Annotated in this window: 17 protein-coding genes; 8 read left to right on the top strand and 9 right to left on the bottom strand. The window is 63.9% G+C overall.

The window, feature by feature from the left end; genetic code table 11:
- The first annotated feature begins 261 nt into the window (after window positions 1–261).
- The gene (locus ACMGG8_RS26705; protein ID WP_060838090.1) at window positions 262–1,155 is read left to right on the top strand and encodes a LysR family transcriptional regulator; all 894 of its coding nucleotides are present in this window, start codon (window positions 262–264) and stop codon (window positions 1,153–1,155) included.
- Window positions 1,156–1,164: 9 nt separating this feature from the next.
- Window positions 1,165–1,770 carry a tRNA-uridine aminocarboxypropyltransferase gene (locus tag ACMGG8_RS26700; protein ID WP_060838091.1) on the top strand — a complete coding sequence of 202 codons (606 nt, stop codon included), beginning with the start codon at window positions 1,165–1,167 and terminating at the stop codon, window positions 1,768–1,770.
- A 74-nt stretch (window positions 1,771–1,844) separates the two neighbouring features.
- Here the strand turns inward: ACMGG8_RS26700 and ACMGG8_RS26695 are convergent, their stop codons facing one another.
- Window positions 1,845–2,237: a YbaN family protein gene (locus ACMGG8_RS26695; protein ID WP_060838092.1), complete on the bottom strand. Its 393-nt coding sequence runs from the start codon at window positions 2,235–2,237 to the stop codon at window positions 1,845–1,847.
- A 10-nt stretch (window positions 2,238–2,247) separates the two neighbouring features.
- Window positions 2,248–2,835 (bottom strand): YecA family protein, encoded by a 588-nt coding sequence (locus ACMGG8_RS26690; protein ID WP_016962628.1) that lies wholly within the window; start codon window positions 2,833–2,835, stop codon window positions 2,248–2,250.
- Window positions 2,836–3,110: 275 nt separating this feature from the next.
- On the opposite strand from ACMGG8_RS26690, the gene recQ reads away from it, so the two are divergent.
- Together recQ and ACMGG8_RS26680 are read left to right on the top strand one after the other, a co-directional pair.
- Window positions 3,111–5,237, top strand: a complete 2,127-nt coding sequence (gene recQ, locus ACMGG8_RS26685) for a DNA helicase RecQ (RefSeq protein ID WP_414158719.1) — start codon at window positions 3,111–3,113, stop codon at window positions 5,235–5,237.
- 119 nt (window positions 5,238–5,356) lie between these two features.
- Window positions 5,357–5,791: a MarR family transcriptional regulator gene (locus tag ACMGG8_RS26680; protein ID WP_016962630.1), complete on the top strand. Its 435-nt coding sequence runs from the start codon at window positions 5,357–5,359 to the stop codon at window positions 5,789–5,791.
- 97 nt (window positions 5,792–5,888) lie between these two features.
- Here ACMGG8_RS26680 and ACMGG8_RS26675 read toward each other — a convergent pair whose 3' ends face one another.
- Complete coding sequence (locus ACMGG8_RS26675; protein WP_414158718.1) at window positions 5,889–8,078, bottom strand: patatin-like phospholipase family protein; 2,190 nt, start codon at window positions 8,076–8,078, stop codon at window positions 5,889–5,891.
- A 71-nt stretch (window positions 8,079–8,149) separates the two neighbouring features.
- Between ACMGG8_RS26675 and ACMGG8_RS26670 the strand changes: the two genes are divergently transcribed.
- On the top strand, window positions 8,150–8,437 hold the full coding sequence (locus ACMGG8_RS26670; protein WP_060838095.1) for a SelT/SelW/SelH family protein: 288 nt from the start codon (window positions 8,150–8,152) through the stop codon (window positions 8,435–8,437).
- On the opposite strand, the gene ACMGG8_RS26665 is transcribed toward ACMGG8_RS26670, so the two are convergent.
- Entirely contained in the window at window positions 8,431–9,324 is an 894-nt protein-coding gene (locus ACMGG8_RS26665) for a DMT family transporter (protein ID WP_414158717.1), read from the bottom strand. The two genes, ACMGG8_RS26670 and ACMGG8_RS26665, sit on opposite strands and share 7 nt — an antisense overlap.
- A 51-nt stretch (window positions 9,325–9,375) precedes the next feature.
- Window positions 9,376–10,185 (bottom strand): helix-turn-helix domain-containing protein, encoded by an 810-nt coding sequence (locus ACMGG8_RS26660; RefSeq protein WP_414158716.1) that lies wholly within the window; start codon window positions 10,183–10,185, stop codon window positions 9,376–9,378.
- A 132-nt stretch (window positions 10,186–10,317) separates the two neighbouring features.
- On the opposite strand from ACMGG8_RS26660, the gene ACMGG8_RS26655 reads away from it, so the two are divergent.
- Entirely contained in the window at window positions 10,318–11,139 is an 822-nt protein-coding gene (locus ACMGG8_RS26655) for a UDP-2,3-diacylglucosamine diphosphatase (protein WP_060838098.1), read from the top strand.
- 19 nt (window positions 11,140–11,158) lie between these two features.
- Here the strand turns inward: ACMGG8_RS26655 and ACMGG8_RS26650 are convergent, their stop codons facing one another.
- The gene (locus ACMGG8_RS26650) at window positions 11,159–11,749 is read right to left on the bottom strand and encodes an HD domain-containing protein (protein ID WP_414158715.1); all 591 of its coding nucleotides are present in this window, start codon (window positions 11,747–11,749) and stop codon (window positions 11,159–11,161) included.
- 95 nt (window positions 11,750–11,844) lie between these two features.
- A complete protein-coding gene (locus tag ACMGG8_RS26645) occupies window positions 11,845–12,156 on the bottom strand; it encodes a DUF962 domain-containing protein (RefSeq protein WP_060838100.1) in 312 nt (103 codons plus the stop codon).
- Window positions 12,157–12,315: 159 nt separating this feature from the next.
- On the opposite strand from ACMGG8_RS26645, the gene ACMGG8_RS26640 reads away from it, so the two are divergent.
- Window positions 12,316–13,377 (top strand): AraC family transcriptional regulator, encoded by a 1,062-nt coding sequence (locus tag ACMGG8_RS26640; RefSeq protein ID WP_060838101.1) that lies wholly within the window; start codon window positions 12,316–12,318, stop codon window positions 13,375–13,377.
- Here the strand turns inward: ACMGG8_RS26640 and ACMGG8_RS26635 are convergent.
- Entirely contained in the window at window positions 13,334–14,788 is a 1,455-nt protein-coding gene (locus ACMGG8_RS26635) for a TrkH family potassium uptake protein (protein ID WP_016962638.1), read from the bottom strand. The genes ACMGG8_RS26640 and ACMGG8_RS26635 overlap by 44 nt on opposite strands.
- Before the next feature lie 122 nt (window positions 14,789–14,910).
- Between ACMGG8_RS26635 and ACMGG8_RS26630 the strand changes: the two genes are divergently transcribed.
- Window positions 14,911–15,477 carry a nitroreductase family protein gene (locus tag ACMGG8_RS26630; RefSeq protein WP_060838102.1) on the top strand — a complete coding sequence of 189 codons (567 nt, stop codon included), beginning with the start codon at window positions 14,911–14,913 and terminating at the stop codon, window positions 15,475–15,477.
- A gap of 82 nt (window positions 15,478–15,559) precedes the next feature.
- On the opposite strand, the gene ACMGG8_RS26625 is transcribed toward ACMGG8_RS26630, so the two are convergent.
- The gene (locus ACMGG8_RS26625; RefSeq protein ID WP_060842793.1) at window positions 15,560–16,900 is read right to left on the bottom strand and encodes a sensor histidine kinase; all 1,341 of its coding nucleotides are present in this window, start codon (window positions 16,898–16,900) and stop codon (window positions 15,560–15,562) included.
- Between the last annotated feature and the right edge of the window lie 30 nt (window positions 16,901–16,930).

The raw sequence follows: 16,930 nt of genomic DNA, 5'->3' as shown, positions 1-16,930 counted from the left end.
GGAAAGAATCGCTACGGACAAATACTTAGTTCAGATTTTTCTAAACTAATGACCAGGGCCGCGCTAGACTCTCGCGCTGCTGCCAACGCCCTGCGAAGCGTGGCAGCCTGCCCCCGTCCGCTGGTGCAAGCAGCGTTATCCGGGTGATGGGGGGGCGATTGAACGTGGGCATGGATGGCATCGGGCCTGCTTCATCGCGCGGCACGAGCACGCGCACTTGTTACAGGGAAGTGGTCGTTTTGCCTGTTATCGGAGCCTGTCATGGCCAACGCTTTACCTGATCTGAAACTATTGCGCATCTTCGTCAGCGTGGTGCGCCATCAGGGGTTCGCCAATGCCCAGCACGAGCTCAATCTCTCGACTTCGGCCATCAGCACCTACATGAGCCAGCTGGAAGCCTCCCTGGGACTGGTGCTCTGTCACCGTGGCCGGGGCGGTTTCAGCCTGACCAGCAAGGGTGAGCTGTTCCACCAGGAAACCCTGCGCTTGCTGGGGGAACTGGAGGGCTTCGAGCAATACGCGGCGGCCCTCAAGGGCGAGTTGCGCGGCACCCTGAACCTGGGAGTGATCGACTCCACCGTCAGCGACAAGGCCCTGCCGTTCGCCGAGGCCATCGGCGCCTACAGTCAGGAGCATCCGGCGGTGCATCTGCACCTGTCGGTGCTGAGTCCTCATGAGTTGCAACTGGGGGTGCAGGACAACCGCCTGGACCTGGCCATCGGTGCCTTCTCCACGCGCATGAGCGGCCTGGTGTACATGCCGCTGTACCGCGAGCAGCACTGGCTGTACTGCAGCAACCGGCATCCGCTGTACAGCGAGCGGCGCATCCCCGAGCAGGTCATCACCCAGCAGCGCATGGTGGGCCGCGGCTACTGGAGCCAGGCCGAGCTGGCCCGTCACGGCTTCAAGCACAGTGCGGCGACCGTGGAGAGCATGGAGGCGCAGTTGATCCTGGTGCTGTCCGGTGCCTACATCGGCTACCTGCCGGAACACTACGCCCAGGCCTGGGCCGACAAGGGGGACCTGCGGGTGCTGCTGCCGGCGACCTTCGGTTATCAGGCGCCGTTCTCCATGATCATGCGCCGTGGCCGGGGCCGTGAGCCGCTGATCCAGACCTTCCGCGACCTGCTCAAGGCCCAGCTCAACCAGTCATAAGGTATTCCCATGTCCCGAGCACGCTGCGAGCGTTGCCTGCGCCCTACGGGCCACTGTCTGTGCCCGCTGATCCCGCGGTTGTCCAGTCGCACCCGGGTGTTGCTGTTGCAGCACCCCAGCGAGGTCAACCATGCCCTGAACACGGCGCGGCTGGCCGCGCTGGGGTTGAGTAACGCCGAGTTGGTGGTGGGCGAGGTGTTCGAGGATTTGCCGGCGCTGCTCGCTCAGCCCGGATACAGGGCCTGCCTGCTGTTCCCGGCGGATGATGCCCAGCCATTGCAGGCCTACGCCGAGACGGATGAACCGTTGCTGCTGGTGGTGCCCGACGGCACCTGGCGCAAGGCGCGCAAGCTGTTGCACCTCAATCCGCTGCTGGCGGCCCTGCCGCGAGTGACCCTGGCCGCTGCCACGCCTTCGCGCTATCGCCTGCGCAAGGCCCCGGGGCCGGGTGCGCTGTCGACCCTGGAAGCGATTGTCCAGGCGTTGCAGGTGCTGGAGGCGCCGACCTCCTTCGAGCCCTTGCTGCGCCCCTTCGAGGCCTTGATCGAAGGGCAGATCGCCGCGATGGGCGAAGACACCTACCAACGCAACCATGGCGCCAATTCCTCCCTGTAAGAGGGGCGAAAACGGGACAAAGCTGCAGTGCTTTTCCCCGGTAAACGGGCTACTTCAAGGGGGCGTCTAGCGTCTCAGGTTCGCAAGGTTTTCTGCCGCAGGATGTAAATGCTGACCAGCACCGCGCTGGTCAGCATGAAGCTGCGTGCCCAGATTGACGGCACCAGGTAGCAGGAGAAACCGATGCTCAGCCACATCAGGCCGATCGCATACACCTTGCCCTTGAGCGGTATGCCGTTGCCATCCAGGTAGTTGCATATCCATGGACCCAGGCGCGGGTGTTGCACCAGCCACTGGTAGAAGCGTGGCGAACTGCGGGCGAAACAGGCCGCCGCCAGCAGCAGGAAAGGGGTGGTGGGCAGTACCGGAAGGAAGATGCCGATGACCCCGAGCGCTACGCTCAGCCAGCCGATGGCCAGCAGAACGTAACGCAATACCCGGGGGCGTTGGCCTATGGGCTTGGCCATAGGCGCCGACTCAGTGGTGACGAGGCTTGAGCAGCGCGGGTTTTTCGTCGGGGGCGTTGCACAGCAGGTACAACGCAGTCAGGGCTTCGGGGATCTGCACGATCATGTCGTCCATCAGGTTGGCATCGGTGGCGATGTCCGAGAACTCCGGCTGCTCGTCGAACAGGCCGGAGCCGACCATGATCGGCAGCAGCATCTCGCTGACTTCTTCCTCTGCGGTTTCGAACCAGGCCGCTTCACGCAGGAATACGCCTTCCATGAACCCGATGCACCAGCCGCGCAGGTCGGAGTCATCCGGGTCGTCGCCCAGGTCGAGTTCGCAGGGCAGTTCGAACTCCTCGTCGGAGGCCAGTTGGCGGGCGATGTGCGCCTTGAGGGCCAGCAGAGTGGATTCGATGGCTTCGCGTTCGGCGTCGTCGCGGTAATGCGGCTCCTCGGCGAAGAGAGCGTCGATCCACTCACGGTCGGGAACGCTTTCCGAACAGATCGACAGCGCGGTCAGGTAGCCGTGAGCGGCCACGTAGTCCAGCGCCTCGTCGTGCAGATCATCTGCGTCGAGGAAGACTTGCAGGCGGGTTAGTTGCTCAGCGAAGGACATTGACGGGCTACCTTGGGGAATAAACGATGTTGAATTCTAGGCTTTCTTGCGCGCTCAAGCCAGCCACGGGGCAGATTTGAGCGGTTCTAAAGGTTACCAGCGGTCCCTTGTCCGCGCCCTCTGTCAGGTGGGGCTCGGGTATACTGCCGCGTTTTGTGATGCCCTGCAGGCCCGAACGCAGTTGCGGACAAGTCCGCTAACGCATTTGTCGGTGAAGCGTGCCGGTTTTTCGGCCAGTCTGCGCCCAGGGAATTCGGTGATTTTTGGAGTTTTTCATGCTCGAACAGGCTCAACGCGTCCTCAAGGACATCTTCGGCTACGACAGTTTCCGTGGTCGCCAAGGTGCGATCATTGAGCGCGTGGCCAGTGGCGGCGATGCCTTGGTGCTGATGCCCACCGGTGGTGGCAAGTCCTTGTGTTTCCAGGTCCCGGCCCTGCTTCGCGAAGGATTGGCGGTGGTGGTATCGCCACTGATCGCGCTGATGGACGATCAGGTGGCCACCCTTGAGGAACTCGGTGTCGCGGCTGCCGCCTTGAACTCGACCCTGAGTGCCGAGCAGCAGCGTGACCTGGCGGCGCGTATTCGTCGCGGCGAGGTGAAGATGCTCTATCTGGCTCCTGAGCGCCTGGTTCAGCCGCGGATGCTGGCGTTCCTGCAGAACCTCGACATTGCCCTGTTCGCCATCGACGAAGCCCACTGCGTGTCCCAGTGGGGCCACGACTTCCGTCCCGAATACCTGCAGTTGGGGCAACTGGCGGAAATGTTCCCCAACGTGCCGCGCATTGCCCTGACCGCCACCGCCGACAAGCGCACCCGGGAAGAGATCGTCAATCGCCTGCACCTGCAGAACGCCGAGCGCTTTCTCTCCAGCTTCGACCGGCCGAACATCTTCTACCGCATCGTGCCCAAGGAGCAGCCGCGCAAGCAGTTGCAGGCGTTCCTCAACGAGCGGCGCAGCGATGCCGGTATCGTCTATTGCCTGTCGCGCAAGAAGGTCGACGAAGTGGCGGCCTTCCTCTGTGAGCAGGGCTTTACCGCGCTGCCGTATCACGCCGGCCTGCCCAACGAGCTGCGGGCCTATCACCAGAAGCGCTTCCTCAACGAGGAGGGCCTGATCATGGTGGCCACCATCGCTTTCGGCATGGGCATCGACAAGCCCAACGTGCGTTTTGTCGCTCATATGGATCTGCCCAAGTCCCTGGAAGCCTACTACCAGGAAACCGGCCGCGCCGGCCGTGACGGCCTACCGGCGGATGCCTGGATGGCCTACGGGCTGCAGGACGTGCTGATGCTCAAGCAGATGCTGCAGAACTCCGAGGGCGACGAGCGCCACAAGCGTCTCGAGCAGCACAAGCTCGATGCGATGCTGGCCCTGTGCGAGGAAACCCGCTGCCGGCGCCAGACATTGCTGGCCTATTTCGATGAGGACATGCCCCAGCCTTGTGGCCATTGCGACAACTGTGTCGACGGGGTGCAGACCTGGGACGCCACCGAGCCGGCACGCCAGGCACTGTCGGCGATCTATCGCACCGGCCAGCGGTATGGCGTCGGTCACCTGGTGGATGTGCTGCTGGGCAAGGACACGGAAAAAGTGCGCAGTTTCGGTCATCAGCACCTGTCGGTGTTTGGCGTCGGCAAGGCTCGCAGCGAAGGCGAGTGGCGCTCCCTGTTTCGCCAGTTGGTGGCGCGCGGGCTGGCGGATATTGACCTGGAAGGCTACGGCGGCCTGCGCCTGAGCGACAGCTGTCGTCCCTTGCTCAAGGGGGAGGTGACCCTGGAGCTGCGCCGCGATCTCAAGCCGCAGAGCAGCCCGAAAAGCAGTACCAGTCAGGCCAGTCAGCTGGTACGGGGCGAGGAGCGCGAGCAGTGGGAAGCGCTGCGAGCCCTGCGCCGCAAGCTGGCGGAAGAGCATGGGGTGCCGCCTTATGTGATTTTCCCCGACTCGACCTTGCTGGAGATGCTGCGCAGCCAGCCCGGCTCCATGGCGGAGATGGCCGAGGTCAGCGGCGTCGGCGCGCGCAAGCTGGAGCGTTATGGCGCGGCCTTCCTCGAAGTGCTGGGCGGCGGTGTCGAGGCGCCGAAGGTGGTCGCCGATATCCGTCACGAGTTGACCACCTTGGCCCGTGCCGGGATGACCCCGGTGCAGATCGCCGGGCAACTGCAATGCACGGAGAAGAATGTCTACACCTTGCTGGCCGAAGCCATAGGCAAGCAGCAGTTGTCGCTGGAACAGGCTCTGGACCTGCCGGAAGACCTGCTGGGGGAAATCCAGGATGCTTTCCTCGACGGTGAGGGCGAATTGCCGCCGGTGGCCGAGATCAGCGAGTTGTTTGCCGGACGCGTGCCTGAAGGGGTTTTGTATTGCGTGCGTGCGGCCTTGCAGTCGGAGTTTGAAATTTGAGGGGGTGCGTCAATGTTGTAACGATTCAGTCCCTTACAGGCCTTGCCTCCGGGCAAGGGGCATGCTTAGCTGACTAATAATTAGGTTTTCTTTATTTTCAGTCTGATCATGAGTGTTTTATGCCGTTAACCGATGAACACCGTTTTGGTATGCAGCTGGCGCATATGTCTCGCGGCTGGCGTGCCGAACTGGATCGCCGCCTGGCCGGGCTCGGCCTGTCCCAGGCCCGTTGGCTGGTGCTGTTGCACCTGGCCCGTTTCGAAGACGCGCCAACCCAGCGTGAGCTGGCACAAAGCGTTGGCGTGGAAGGTCCAACCCTGGCCCGTCTGCTGGACAGCCTGGAAACCCAGGGCCTGGTCCAACGCCAGGCGGTAATGGAAGATCGTCGGGCGAAGAAGATCGTGCTCTGTCCTTCCGCCCGGCCCCTGATCGAACAGATCGAAACCATTGCTACCGCCTTGCGCCATGAATTGTTCATTGGCGTCGACGATGAAGACCTGCGGGTCTGCATGCGCGTTCATGGGCGCATCCTGGCCAATCTGGAAAAATCCTGACGCCTTCCGCCGGGGTTGCCTGACCCCGGTTCGTCCTGTTTTCGCCTATCCCTGAATATTGCTGGTTGCGCCATCCGGTGCGGCACTTGCGCGTCTGTCAGAAGGTCTGGCCGAGGTTCAGCGACAGGGCCTTCTGGTTGTCGTCGTTGAAGCCGTAGCTGAAATTCAATGGCCCCAGCGGCGTATCGAACCCGAGGAAGATGCTCGCGGCATTGATATAGCCGCTGTCAAAGGCGTTGTCGTTGTTCCACGCCCGGCCACGCTCCAGCGAAGCTCCCAGGTACAGCGGGAAATCCAGCGGCAAGTAGGCGCGTGGCGTCAGTCGACGCAAGTACACCGCCCTGGCCAGGGTGATGTTCTGTCCGGACAACGCGTCCTGGCGGAAGCCCGACAGCTGCCGGGCGCCACCGAGGAGGAAGCTGGAAGTCACCACTTCGGCGTTGTCCAGGGTCCGGCCGTAGCGTCCGCCCAGGACGAAGGTGTTGGGGCCGCTGCTCAAGGCCTTGTCCAGCTTGAACTCCCACTGACGGTAGCGGTTGTCCGAGCCCAGGCTTGGTTCGAACTGGCGCAGGGTCAGTCCGATGTCCTCACCGGAGTGAGGGAAGTAGACGTTGTCCAGCGAATCGAAGGAGTACTGCAACTGGTAGTAACCTTCGTTGAAGTGCTCGCTGGGCAAGTCGTGATCGCCGATGCGTACATCGGCCTTGCCCCAGGCTTCGCCGATACCGAAGCGGACTTCGCCGCTGTTGCCGATCTGTCGTCCCAGGTTGAGGCCGAGGCCGTAGCGTTCCACGCGATACTCGGCGATCGGATCGTTGTCCAGTACCGCTTCGACGTTCTGTGCTTCAGCGGCGATGAAGGGCGCAATGAAGTAGCGCGAGCCGGCGTCCAGTGGCTGGTAGAACTCGCTGTAGATTTCCTGCTGGTCGCCGACCTGCACTCGGGTCAGCCACTCCGCACCGAGGCTGTTGATTCCGTTCATGCGGTAGCTGGCGCCGATATTGAAGGCGCTGTCGCCACGCATGTCATCGGACAGGTTCAGGCCCAGGCGCAGGTAGTCGGTGCCGCTGCGCTTGCCGCGGGCACTGATCACCAGGGTGTTGTCCGGGCCCTTGTGGGTCACGCGATACTGCACCTGCTCGAAGAAATCCAGGCCGTACAAGGTGCCCATGTCGGTCTCCAGGCGGCCCAGGTCCAGGGGCTCGCCGATCCGCTGGCGGATGTAGTAGCGAATGACCTCATCGCTGACCTTGGAGTCGTTCTCCACTTTGATCGCGCTGATGATGGGCGTGCGCTGGCTGGGCTGGCGCGCGGCCGTCAACTGCGCGTCCTGCGGCTCGGCGGGGCGCAGGCGAGCCAGGCGTGCGTCGAGGATGCGGGTGGCGCGATAGCCGGCGTCGATCACTTCCTGGGCGCGGCCGAAGTCGGTGACGCCGAAGCTCGACAGCAAAGGTTGGATCAGCACGTCGTCCTTGTGCAGGGTCGCCAGTTGTTCTTCGGAGTTGCGTCGGGTCATCAGGGTGATGGACTGGTTGAGCACATCCACCACGGTATTGAGTTGCTTGCGCGAGCGCAGCGGCGTGCCGATGTCCACCACAATGGCAATGTCGACCCCCATGTCCCGGGCCACATCCAGGGGAATGTTGTCGGTCATGCCGCCGTCCACCAAAAGCCGCCCGTCCAGTTCCACCGGGGCGAATACCGCCGGAATCGACATGCTGGCGCGGATTACCTGGGGCAGGTGGCCTTTGCGGAACACCACCTTTTCGCCGCTGGCGATGTCAGTGGCCACGGCCCTGAAGGGGATCGGCAGCTTGTCGAAGTCCCGGGTGTCACTGGCGTGGGCCAGTTTGCTTTCCAGCAACAACGCCAGGTTCTGGCCCTGGATCACCCCCAGGGGCAGGCCGAGGCTGCCGTCGTCACGGAAGCTGAGCTTCTGCTTGACCAGAAAGTCCCGATCGTCCTGCTTGCGCCGAAAGGGCACGTCTTCCCGGGGCGGGGCATCGGACAGGGCCTGTTTCCAGTCAATGTTCAGGGCCAGTTTCTCCAGCTCGTCGATCTTGTAGCCCGAAGCGTAGAGGCCACCGATCACTGCGCCCATGCTGGTGCCGGCGATCGCGTCGATGCGGATGCCTTGCTCTTCCAGGGCCTTGAGTACGCCGACATGGGCCAGGCCGCGGGCCGCGCCCCCCGAAAGCACCAGGCCGATTTTCGGTCGCGGTGCTTCACTGGATTGAGCGATCAGGGGCAGCAGGCAGAGCAACAGGCAGGACAGCAGGCGGCGCATCGTGGATCTCGGGACGGGCGATAAAGCCGGCTATTATAGCGACGCCCTTGCACCCAGGAGTCCGCCGTACCATGACTGAACGTAAACCCGAAGTGATCATCACCTATTGCACCCAATGCCAGTGGCTGCTGCGGGCGGCCTGGCTGGCCCAGGAGCTGCTGAGCACCTTCAGCGACGACCTGGGCAAGGTGTCCCTGGTGCCCGCTACCGGGGGAACCTTTCATATCAGCTGCGATGGCGTGCAGATCTGGGAGCGCAAGGCCGACGGCGGCTTTCCCGAAGCCAAGGTGCTCAAGCAAAGGGTTCGCGACTGCATCGACCCCGAGCGCGACCTGGGACACAACGATCGGGCTCAGTGAGAGCCGGCCGACGCCGTTGTGGCTGGCTTGTCTGAACGGGTCGAGAGTCGGCTCGACACCACGATCGCCACGATGATCAAGGCGCCTCCCATCAGTATGCGCAACGTCGGATTCTCGCCGAACAGCAGCCAGGCCACGGTAATCCCGTAGACCGGTTCCAGGGCGAAAACCACCGCCGCGGTGCGAGCCTTGATCACCGCCAGGCTGGCGACAAACAGGCTGTGGGCAAGACCGGTGCAGAAGATTCCCAGCAGACTGATCCATAGCCAGTCCATGGCCCGCACCTGGCCAAGCTCGGGGGCCGCCACCGGCAACAGGCACAGGGCGACCACCACGTTCTGGCAGAGGGCCGCCTGCACCGCGGGAATGCGTCCGGAGCTGGCGCGGTTGTTCAAGGACAGCAGGGCAAACAGCAGGCCCGAACCCGCGGCCCAGAGCAGGCCGGTGGTGGCCTGGCTGGCGAGGTCGAAGTCCGGGGTTACCAGCACCAAACCGATGCTCACCAGGCTCACCAGCAGCATCTCGTTGAGGCGGATCCGCTCGCGGAAGATCAGCCCCTCGAGAATGACCGTGAAGGCCGGGAAGCTGGCAAAGCCCAGGGTCGCGATGGCCACCCCGGCGACCTTCACCGCGACGAAGAAGCTGACCCAATGTCCGGCCAGCAACAGGCCGCTGAGCAGCAGGCGCCGCCAATCGGTGGCGGCCAGTTTCTGCCAGGGCGTGGCGCTGGCCAGGCGCGCGAAGCCAGCCAGGGCCAGCACGGCAAAGGCCGCACGGCCGAACACGATAACAGCAGGCGAGGCGACGGCCAGTTTGCCGAACACGCCGGTCAGGCCGAACATCAGGGCGCCGATATGCAGGGCGCCAAGGGCGGTACGCGGAGTCATCTTGATCCTTGAGCAAAAGATGGTGATGGCCTTGAAGGGCTGCGGCTCAGTTTAAGAAGGGTCGGTGCCGGCGTCTGTCGCGATCCTGGGTTTTTTTGTCGAGGGATTAGCCTGGGCTCCCTGCCGGAGCCGACGCGGGGAGTGACCGAATTCGCGCAGCATGGCGGCGGCGAAGGCGCTCTGTGAGTTGTAGCCGACCCGGCTGGCGATCTCGCCGACCGGCAGGGTCGAGCCGCGCAGCAGTTCCAGGGCCATGTGCAGGCGCCGTCGTCGCACGTATTCCATGGGCGTCTCGCCACATTCGGCGATGAACCGTGTGTGCAAGTGGGCGCTGGAAAGACCGGCAATTCGTGCCAGATCGGCCACCTGCAGCGGATGGGCGGCGTGGCGCTCTATGTGGGCCTGCATGGCGGCGTAGGGCAGCCGTCGCTCGCCAGGAGGAAGCGGCGTCGAGTGGTTGAGGCTGGCCAGCAGTAGGACTGCGCCTTGCTGGGCAATCAGGGGGTCGTCCACCGGGCTCTGCGCCAGCCAGTTGACCAGGCGGCTCTGGTTTGGCTCCAGGACCCGATGTCGGGGCGCGTCGAGCAAGCGCCGGCTGGCCTCGGCGTGTTCGCCCAAAGATTGTTGCACCCAGTGTTCACCGGGTATGTCCAGCACCAGGCAATGGCTTCCACTGGGGCTGCCGCACACATGCCGGGCGCCGGCCGGTACCACCACGAAGCTCTGTTGCTGCACCTGACTGCCCCGGCCTTCGACTTCGAAATCGAGCTGGCCACGCAGGCCGAACACCAGTTGCGCATGCTCGTGGCTGTGGGCGATCAGGTCGTGAGTGTAATGGCGCAGAGTGAGGATAGATCCCATCACGGTCTCCTTGGCAGAGGCGCAGTCTACACCGCCAGTCGGGCGGTTCGGGCTGTCATCGCATTGCCGCATTTTTGTCATGGGCTATTAATCGCTGGGGCGCAAGCTCGCAAAAAATCCCGGAGAGCGTCCATGACCCATGTCGAACTCGCCAAGCCCAGTCGCAAGCAACGGGTACGGACCTTATGGATTTCCGATGTGCACCTGGGGACCCGGGATTGCCAGGCGGAGCACCTGGCGCAGTTTCTCAAGGGCTACCAGGCCGATCGCATCTACCTGGTGGGGGACATTATCGACGGCTGGAAGCTGCGCGGTGGCATGTACTGGCCCCAGGCCCATACCAATGTGATCCGCCGCTTGCTGACCATGAGCAAGCGCGGCACCGAGGTGATCTACGTCACCGGCAATCACGATGAGTTCCTGCGCCGTTACTCCAAGCTGATTCTGGGCAACATCCAACTGGTGGACGAAGCCGTGCATGTCACGGCTGACGGTCGCCATCTGCTGGTGATTCACGGCGACCAGTTCGACGTCATCACCCGCTATCACCGTTGGCTGGCCTTTCTCGGCGACTCGGCCTACGAGTTCACCCTGACCCTCAACCGCTGGCTCAATCACTGGCGGGCGCGTTATGGCTACGGTTACTGGTCGCTGTCGGCCTACCTCAAGCACAAGGTCAAGACTGCGGTGAGCTTTATCAGTGACTTCGAGGAGGCCATTGCCCACGAGTGCGTCAAGCGCGAGCTGCACGGGGTGGTCTGTGGCCACATCCACCATGCCGAGATCCGCAAGGTCGGCGAGGTGGACTACCTCAATTGCGGTGATTGGGTCGAGTCCTGTACCGCCCTGATCGAGCATTGGGACGGCAGCATCGAACTCTATCGCCTGGCCGACGCCCAAGCCCGGGAAGCCCAGCTCAAGGCCTCGCTCACGAAAATGGCGGAGCCGGCCTGAGCCGGAGAACCATCGGGCTTCAGTCGGTGCGGGGCTGTTCCATGGCCGCCTGGTACAGCGACTGCCGGGGCTGGGCGAACAGCCGTTGCAGCATGGGTTCGAAGAAGCTCAGGGGCAGGCTGGCGTAGGTGGGGTCGAACGCCGCGGCATCGTACTTGGCGCAGAATTCGGCAGTGCGCTGGTACAGCGGATGCTCGCGAAATTGCTCGCGCAGATGGCGGTCCATGCCCAGGTGGTGGAAGAAGTAGTAGCCCTGGAAGACTCCGTGCTTTTCCACCATCCACAGGTTCTCCGGGCTGACGAAGGGCTTGAGGATGGCGGCGGCGATATCCGGATGATTGTAGGAACCCAGGGTGTCGCCGATGTCATGCAGCAGGGCGCAGACCACGTACTCCTCGTCGCGCCCGTCATGCCAGGCGCGGCTGGCGGTCTGCAGTGAATGGGTCAGACGATCCACCGGGAAACCGCCGAAGTCGCCTTCCAGCAGTCGCAAGTGGGTCAGGATGCGGGCGGGCAGTTGCCTGGCGTAGGCGCTGAAATCCGCAGCGATGATCGCCCAGTCCTCTTGGGTGCCATCCTGCATGTGGGTGAAGCGTGCGTGAGCCTTCATCGTTCGGCCTCTTGCTGTCTGGGGAAATCGGGCCCGAGCCCGGCCATGGTCATAGCCATGGTCGCGGGGTGGCGAGGACGGATGGACGGTCGGCGCTAGAACGGCACCTTGCCGAGGATCATGTCGCGGTACATGACGAAGTCACCCAGCAGGCTGTACAGCGGGTGCTGAAAGGTGGCCGGACGATTTTTTTCGAAGAAGAAATGCCCGACCCAGGCAAAGCCGTAGCCGGCCAGCGGCAGCGCCAGCAACAGCAGCCAGGCCCCTTTGCCGATGGCCAGGGCCAGGAGGAAGATCACCAGGCTGGTGCCGATAAAGTGCAGGCGACGGCAGGTGCTGTCGCTGTGCTCGCTCAGGTAATAGGGGTAGAACTCGGCGAAGCTGCTGAACTGTCGGATGTTTTCCATGGCCGCGATCTCGGTTGTTTGTTGTTGTGCGGGCGGATGTTCTGCGGGAGCTTATGTGAGTCTAGAGTCCCTGGTTGCGCTGGCCAGTGACAATAGGCGCCACTTTAGTATCCTTGGGCAATTGGCCGTAGCATGCGGCTTGTCATGTAAGAAGCCCTCATGAGCGAACGAACGACTTCTGCAAGCTGGGCCTTGGGAATAGTCAAGGCTCTGGAGATGGATGGCCTGGACTGCCGCGCTTTGTTCGAGCAGTTGGGGCTCGACTACGGCGCTCTCGAAGACCCCGACGCGCGCTTCCCCCAGGATTCGATGACCCGGCTCTGGCAGCGTGCCGTCGAGTTGTCCGGCAACCCGGCGATCGGCCTGAACATGGGCAAGGTGGTGCGTCCGGCATCCTTTCATGTGGCCGGTTACGCCTTGATGTCGAGTCGTACCCTGGTCGAAGGCTTTCAGCGTCTGGTGCGCTATCAGCGCATCATTGCCGAAAGCGCCGACCTGAGCTTTCGTCTTTTACCCGAGGGTTATGCGCTGATCCTGACGGTACATGGCGACCATCTGCCGCCCACCCGGCAAAGTGCCGAGGCCTCGCTGGCCTGCGCACTGGCCCTGTGCAGCTGGTTGACCGGGCGGGCCCTGCAGCCACGCAAGGTACTGCTGCAAGGCGAGCAGCCCGAGGATCTGCAGCCTTACAAGGAGATGTTCCATGCCCCGCTGGCGTTCTCCGCGCCCTTTGATGCACTGATCTTCGAACGCGCCGACATGGAGGCGCCACTGCCCACGGCCAACGAGGCGATGGCCTTGCTGCACGATCGTTTTGCCGGCGAGTACCTGGCGCGCTTTTCTGAAAGCCGGGTGACCCACAAGGCGCGGCAGGTGCTGTGCCGCCTGTTGCCCCAGGGCGAGCCCAAGCGCGAGGTGGTGGCGCAGACCCTGCACCTGTCGCAGCGCACGTTGCAGCGTCGTCTGCAGGAGGAGGGCACCAGCTTCCAGACCCTGCTGGACGACACCCGGCGAGAGTTGGCCGAGCAGTATCTGGCGCAGCCGCGCATGACCTTGCTGGAGATTGCCTATCTGTTGGGGTTCGCCGATCCGAGCAATTTCTTCCGGGCGTTTCGCCGCTGGTTCGATACCACGCCGGGTGAGTATCGGGCACGCCTGCTGGCGCTGCCGGCGTCGGTCAATGACGCCAGAACGCCGGAATACACAACACGAACACCGTGATGATCTCCAGTCGGCCCAGGAGCATGCCCAGGGACAGGATCCACTTGGCGGCATCCGGCAGGGTCGAGAAGTTGCCCGCCGGGCCGATGGTTTCGCCCAGGCCCGGGCCCACGCCGGACACGGTGCTGGCGGCGCCGGTCAGGGCGGTCATCCAGTCCAGGCCCAGGAGCGACAGGGCCAGGGCAATCATGCAGATGGTGATGGCGAAGAAGAACGAGAAGGTCAGGATCGAACGAACGATTTCCTCGTCCAGGCGGTGGCCGTTGTACTTCTGCTTGATCACCGCCCGGGGGTGGATCAGCTGATTAAGGTTGGCCTTGAGCAGGATGTAGGCCACCTGGAAGCGGAAGATCTTGATCCCTCCGGCCGTGGAGCCTGAACAGCCACCGACGAACCCCAGATAAAAGAACAGCATCAGTGAGAAATTGCCCCACAGGCTGTAGTCGCCCAAGGCGAACCCGGTGGTGGTGACCACCGAGGTCACGTTCAGCGCTACGTGACGCAGGGCGTCCAGCCAGTGCAGGTCGGTGGTCCACCAGTACCAGGTGCCCAGCACCAGCCAGGTCACCAGGAGCATGCCGAGCAGGCCCTGGACCTGCTGATCCTTGATCAACGCCTTGCGGTTGCCGCGCAGTGTCGCCACATAGAGGGCGAAGGGCAGGCTGCCGAGGATCATCACCACCACCGCCACCCAGTGCACTGCCGGTTGCTGCCAGTGGGCCAGGGAGTCGTCGGAGGTGGAAAAACCGCCGGTGGAGATTGCCGACATGGCGTGGTTGATGGCGTCGAACACGTTCATGCCGGCCCACCAGAACGCCAGGCTGCCGAAGATGGTGATGCCGACATAGGTGGCGACGATCAGGCGCGCCACCATGTGCGAGCGCGGCATGACCTTTTCCGAGCGGTCCGAGGACTCGGTCTGGAACAGGCGCATGCCGCCAATGCGCAGCAGCGGCAGGATCGCCACCGCCATGCCGATAAAGCCGATGCCCCCCAGCCAGTGCAGCATCGAGCGCCAGATCAGGATGCCCGGGGACATGCTGTCCAGGCCGCTGAGCACCGTGGCGCCAGTGGCGGTGATGCCGGACATGCTTTCGAAGAACGAATCGGTGTAGCTGATGTGCTGGGTCAGCAGGAACGGCAGGGCGGCAAAGATACACACCACCACCCAGCTGGAAACCGTCAGCAGGTACATGTCTCGCGGGCGCAGGTGGATGTGCTCGGGGCGCCCCGGGATCACCAGGGCCAAGCCGGCGATAAAGGTGATCATGCTGGCCCAGAGGAAGGACGGCAGGTCGCCGGTGCGTTCGAAGATCACCAGTGTCGCCATCGGTACCACCATGGCGATGGCCAGGGTGATGAGGAAGATGCCGATGATGAAGCCAATGATTCTTAAAGTCGGCAACGCCATGTATTGCGCTCGGGCTGGTAGGTGAAGGGCGCTCATTCTACCTGCGGGGCAGGGCATGTAAACCGGCACCCCGGCGGCGGATGCCGTTAGAATGGCCGGACATTTTTTTCAGGAGGTGGCCGATGGAGGCTCTCGACGCTTTGCTCAACCGTGTTTCCGTGCCGCGCCTGGTGGAGCCTGCGCCCAGCGCCGCGCAGCGCGAAGCACTGTTCGCCGCCGCCTTGCGCGCGCCGGACCACGGGCAATTGCGCCCCTGGCGGTTCCTCACCGTCGAAGGCCAAGCCCGTGATCAGTTGGGCGAACTGCTGGTTGAAGCCGTACAGCTGCAAGGCGGCGAAGTGACTCAGGCCGCGCTGGACAAGGCCCGGGCCATGCCGCTGCGTGCACCGCTGGTGGTAGTGGTCGTGGCGCGGCTGCAGGAGCATTTCAAGGTGCCCAAGTCCGAGCAATTGCTGGCGGCGGGCTGTGCAGCCCACGGTATCCTGCTGGCGGCCTATGCCCAGGGCATTGGCGCCGTGTGGCGCACCGGCGAGTTGTCCTATTCGCCGCACGTGGCCAAGGGGCTGGGCCTGACGGAGGGGGAAGAGATCATTGCCTTCCTGTACCTGGGGACGCCGCTGAACGAGCCTCGGGTCGCACCAAAAGTCGACACCAGCGAGTTTGTCAGCGCCTGGAGCGCCAAGGCCTGATCGACACCAGCGGTCGCTGTGTTGCATCGCGGGCAAGCCCGTTACCGCCGGACCTGGCAGTAGCGGCTTGCCCGCGCTGGTTTCAGGCGGGGGCTGGCGCGCCGGGCATCAGGGGCAACTCCAGGGTGGCGATGAAGCCGCCCTGGGAGTGATTGTCCAGTAACAGACTGCCGCCGTGACGCTCCGCCGCCCGGCGAGCAATGGCCAGGCCCAGGCCATGGCCGGGTGCGCTTTGCCCTGGTGCGCGGAAGAACGGCTCACCCAACTGTTTCAGGTGTTCGGCGCCCACCCCGGGCCCGTGGTCGCGCACGCTGATCAGGATCCTGTCGCCCTGGCGCAGGGCCTGGACCTCGATCGGTTGCCCGGCGGGGTTGAAGCGCTGGGCATTGCGTAGCAGGTTGTCCACCGCCCGCTCCAGCATGGTCGGCCAGCCTCGCAGGCTCAGCTGCGGCTGGGCGTCGATCTGCACCTGTTGCTCCGGGCAGGCCAATTGCGCGTCTTTTTGCAGGGCCAGCAGCAAGGCATTGAGGTCCACGTCCTCGGCGCTGGCGTTGTCCGCGTCGACCCGGGCCAGCACCAGGATCTCGCTGATCAGCGCCTCCAGGCGATCGCATTCCCGAGTCAGTCGGGGCCACAGCCGCTCCCGCTCTTCGGGGGCGGCACGCTCGGCCAGGGCCAGGGCGATGCGCAGCCGTGCCAGGGGGGAACGCAGTTCGTGGGACACATCCCGCAGCAACTGACGCTGGCTGCCAATCAGGCTTTGCAGACGCGAGCCCATGCGGTTGAAGTCCCGGGCCAGCACGCCGAACTCGTCGCGCCGATTGGCCAGGCGCGCCAGGCTGTTCTGCTGATAGCTGGCCTGGCCCAGATCGTGTACGGCGCCGCGCAGGCGGCTCAGCGGGCGGGTGATGGACAGGGTCACTAGCAGGCTGAACAGGGTCAGCACCACCAGGGCAATGGCCAGGGCGCTGAGGGGCCAGGTCAGGCTGTCGCGGTGCCAGGCATCCAGCTCCGGATGGGGGATGCGGTAGATGAACAGATAGGTATCGCCGGTGGTAGGGCTGGTGTATTCCGCGGTCAGGCGGCGCCAGGGCAGGTGGCGGTCGTCGTTGTTCTGCCGGGCCTCGAAGGCGGCGGCGCGGCGCGGGAAAGTCCCGCGTACCACCGGGTCGCCGCTCTCATTGAGGACCTGGACATCGATGTGGTACTGGCGCTTGCGCTGCTGGAGGATGTCCTGGGCGGCGTCTTCGCCCTGGGTTTCGTAGGTTTGCGTCCACTCCGCGGTGAGGCTGTTGAGCCCCGGATGGCGACTGAGGATCCAGGCGTCCTGGTTGAGCATGTGCCCGAGCAGGATCGACAACCCGGCAACCAGGGTGATGGCCAGCCAGAAACTGGCCAGGATGCGCCAGAACAATGAACGCACAGAGACTCCTCGAACGCGAAAGCCCAGTGG

This window comes from Pseudomonas sp. BNK-45 (genome assembly GCF_047456255.1).
Lineage (GTDB): Bacteria > Pseudomonadota > Gammaproteobacteria > Pseudomonadales > Pseudomonadaceae > Aquipseudomonas.
This window is presented reverse-complemented; position numbering and strand designations above follow the sequence as displayed.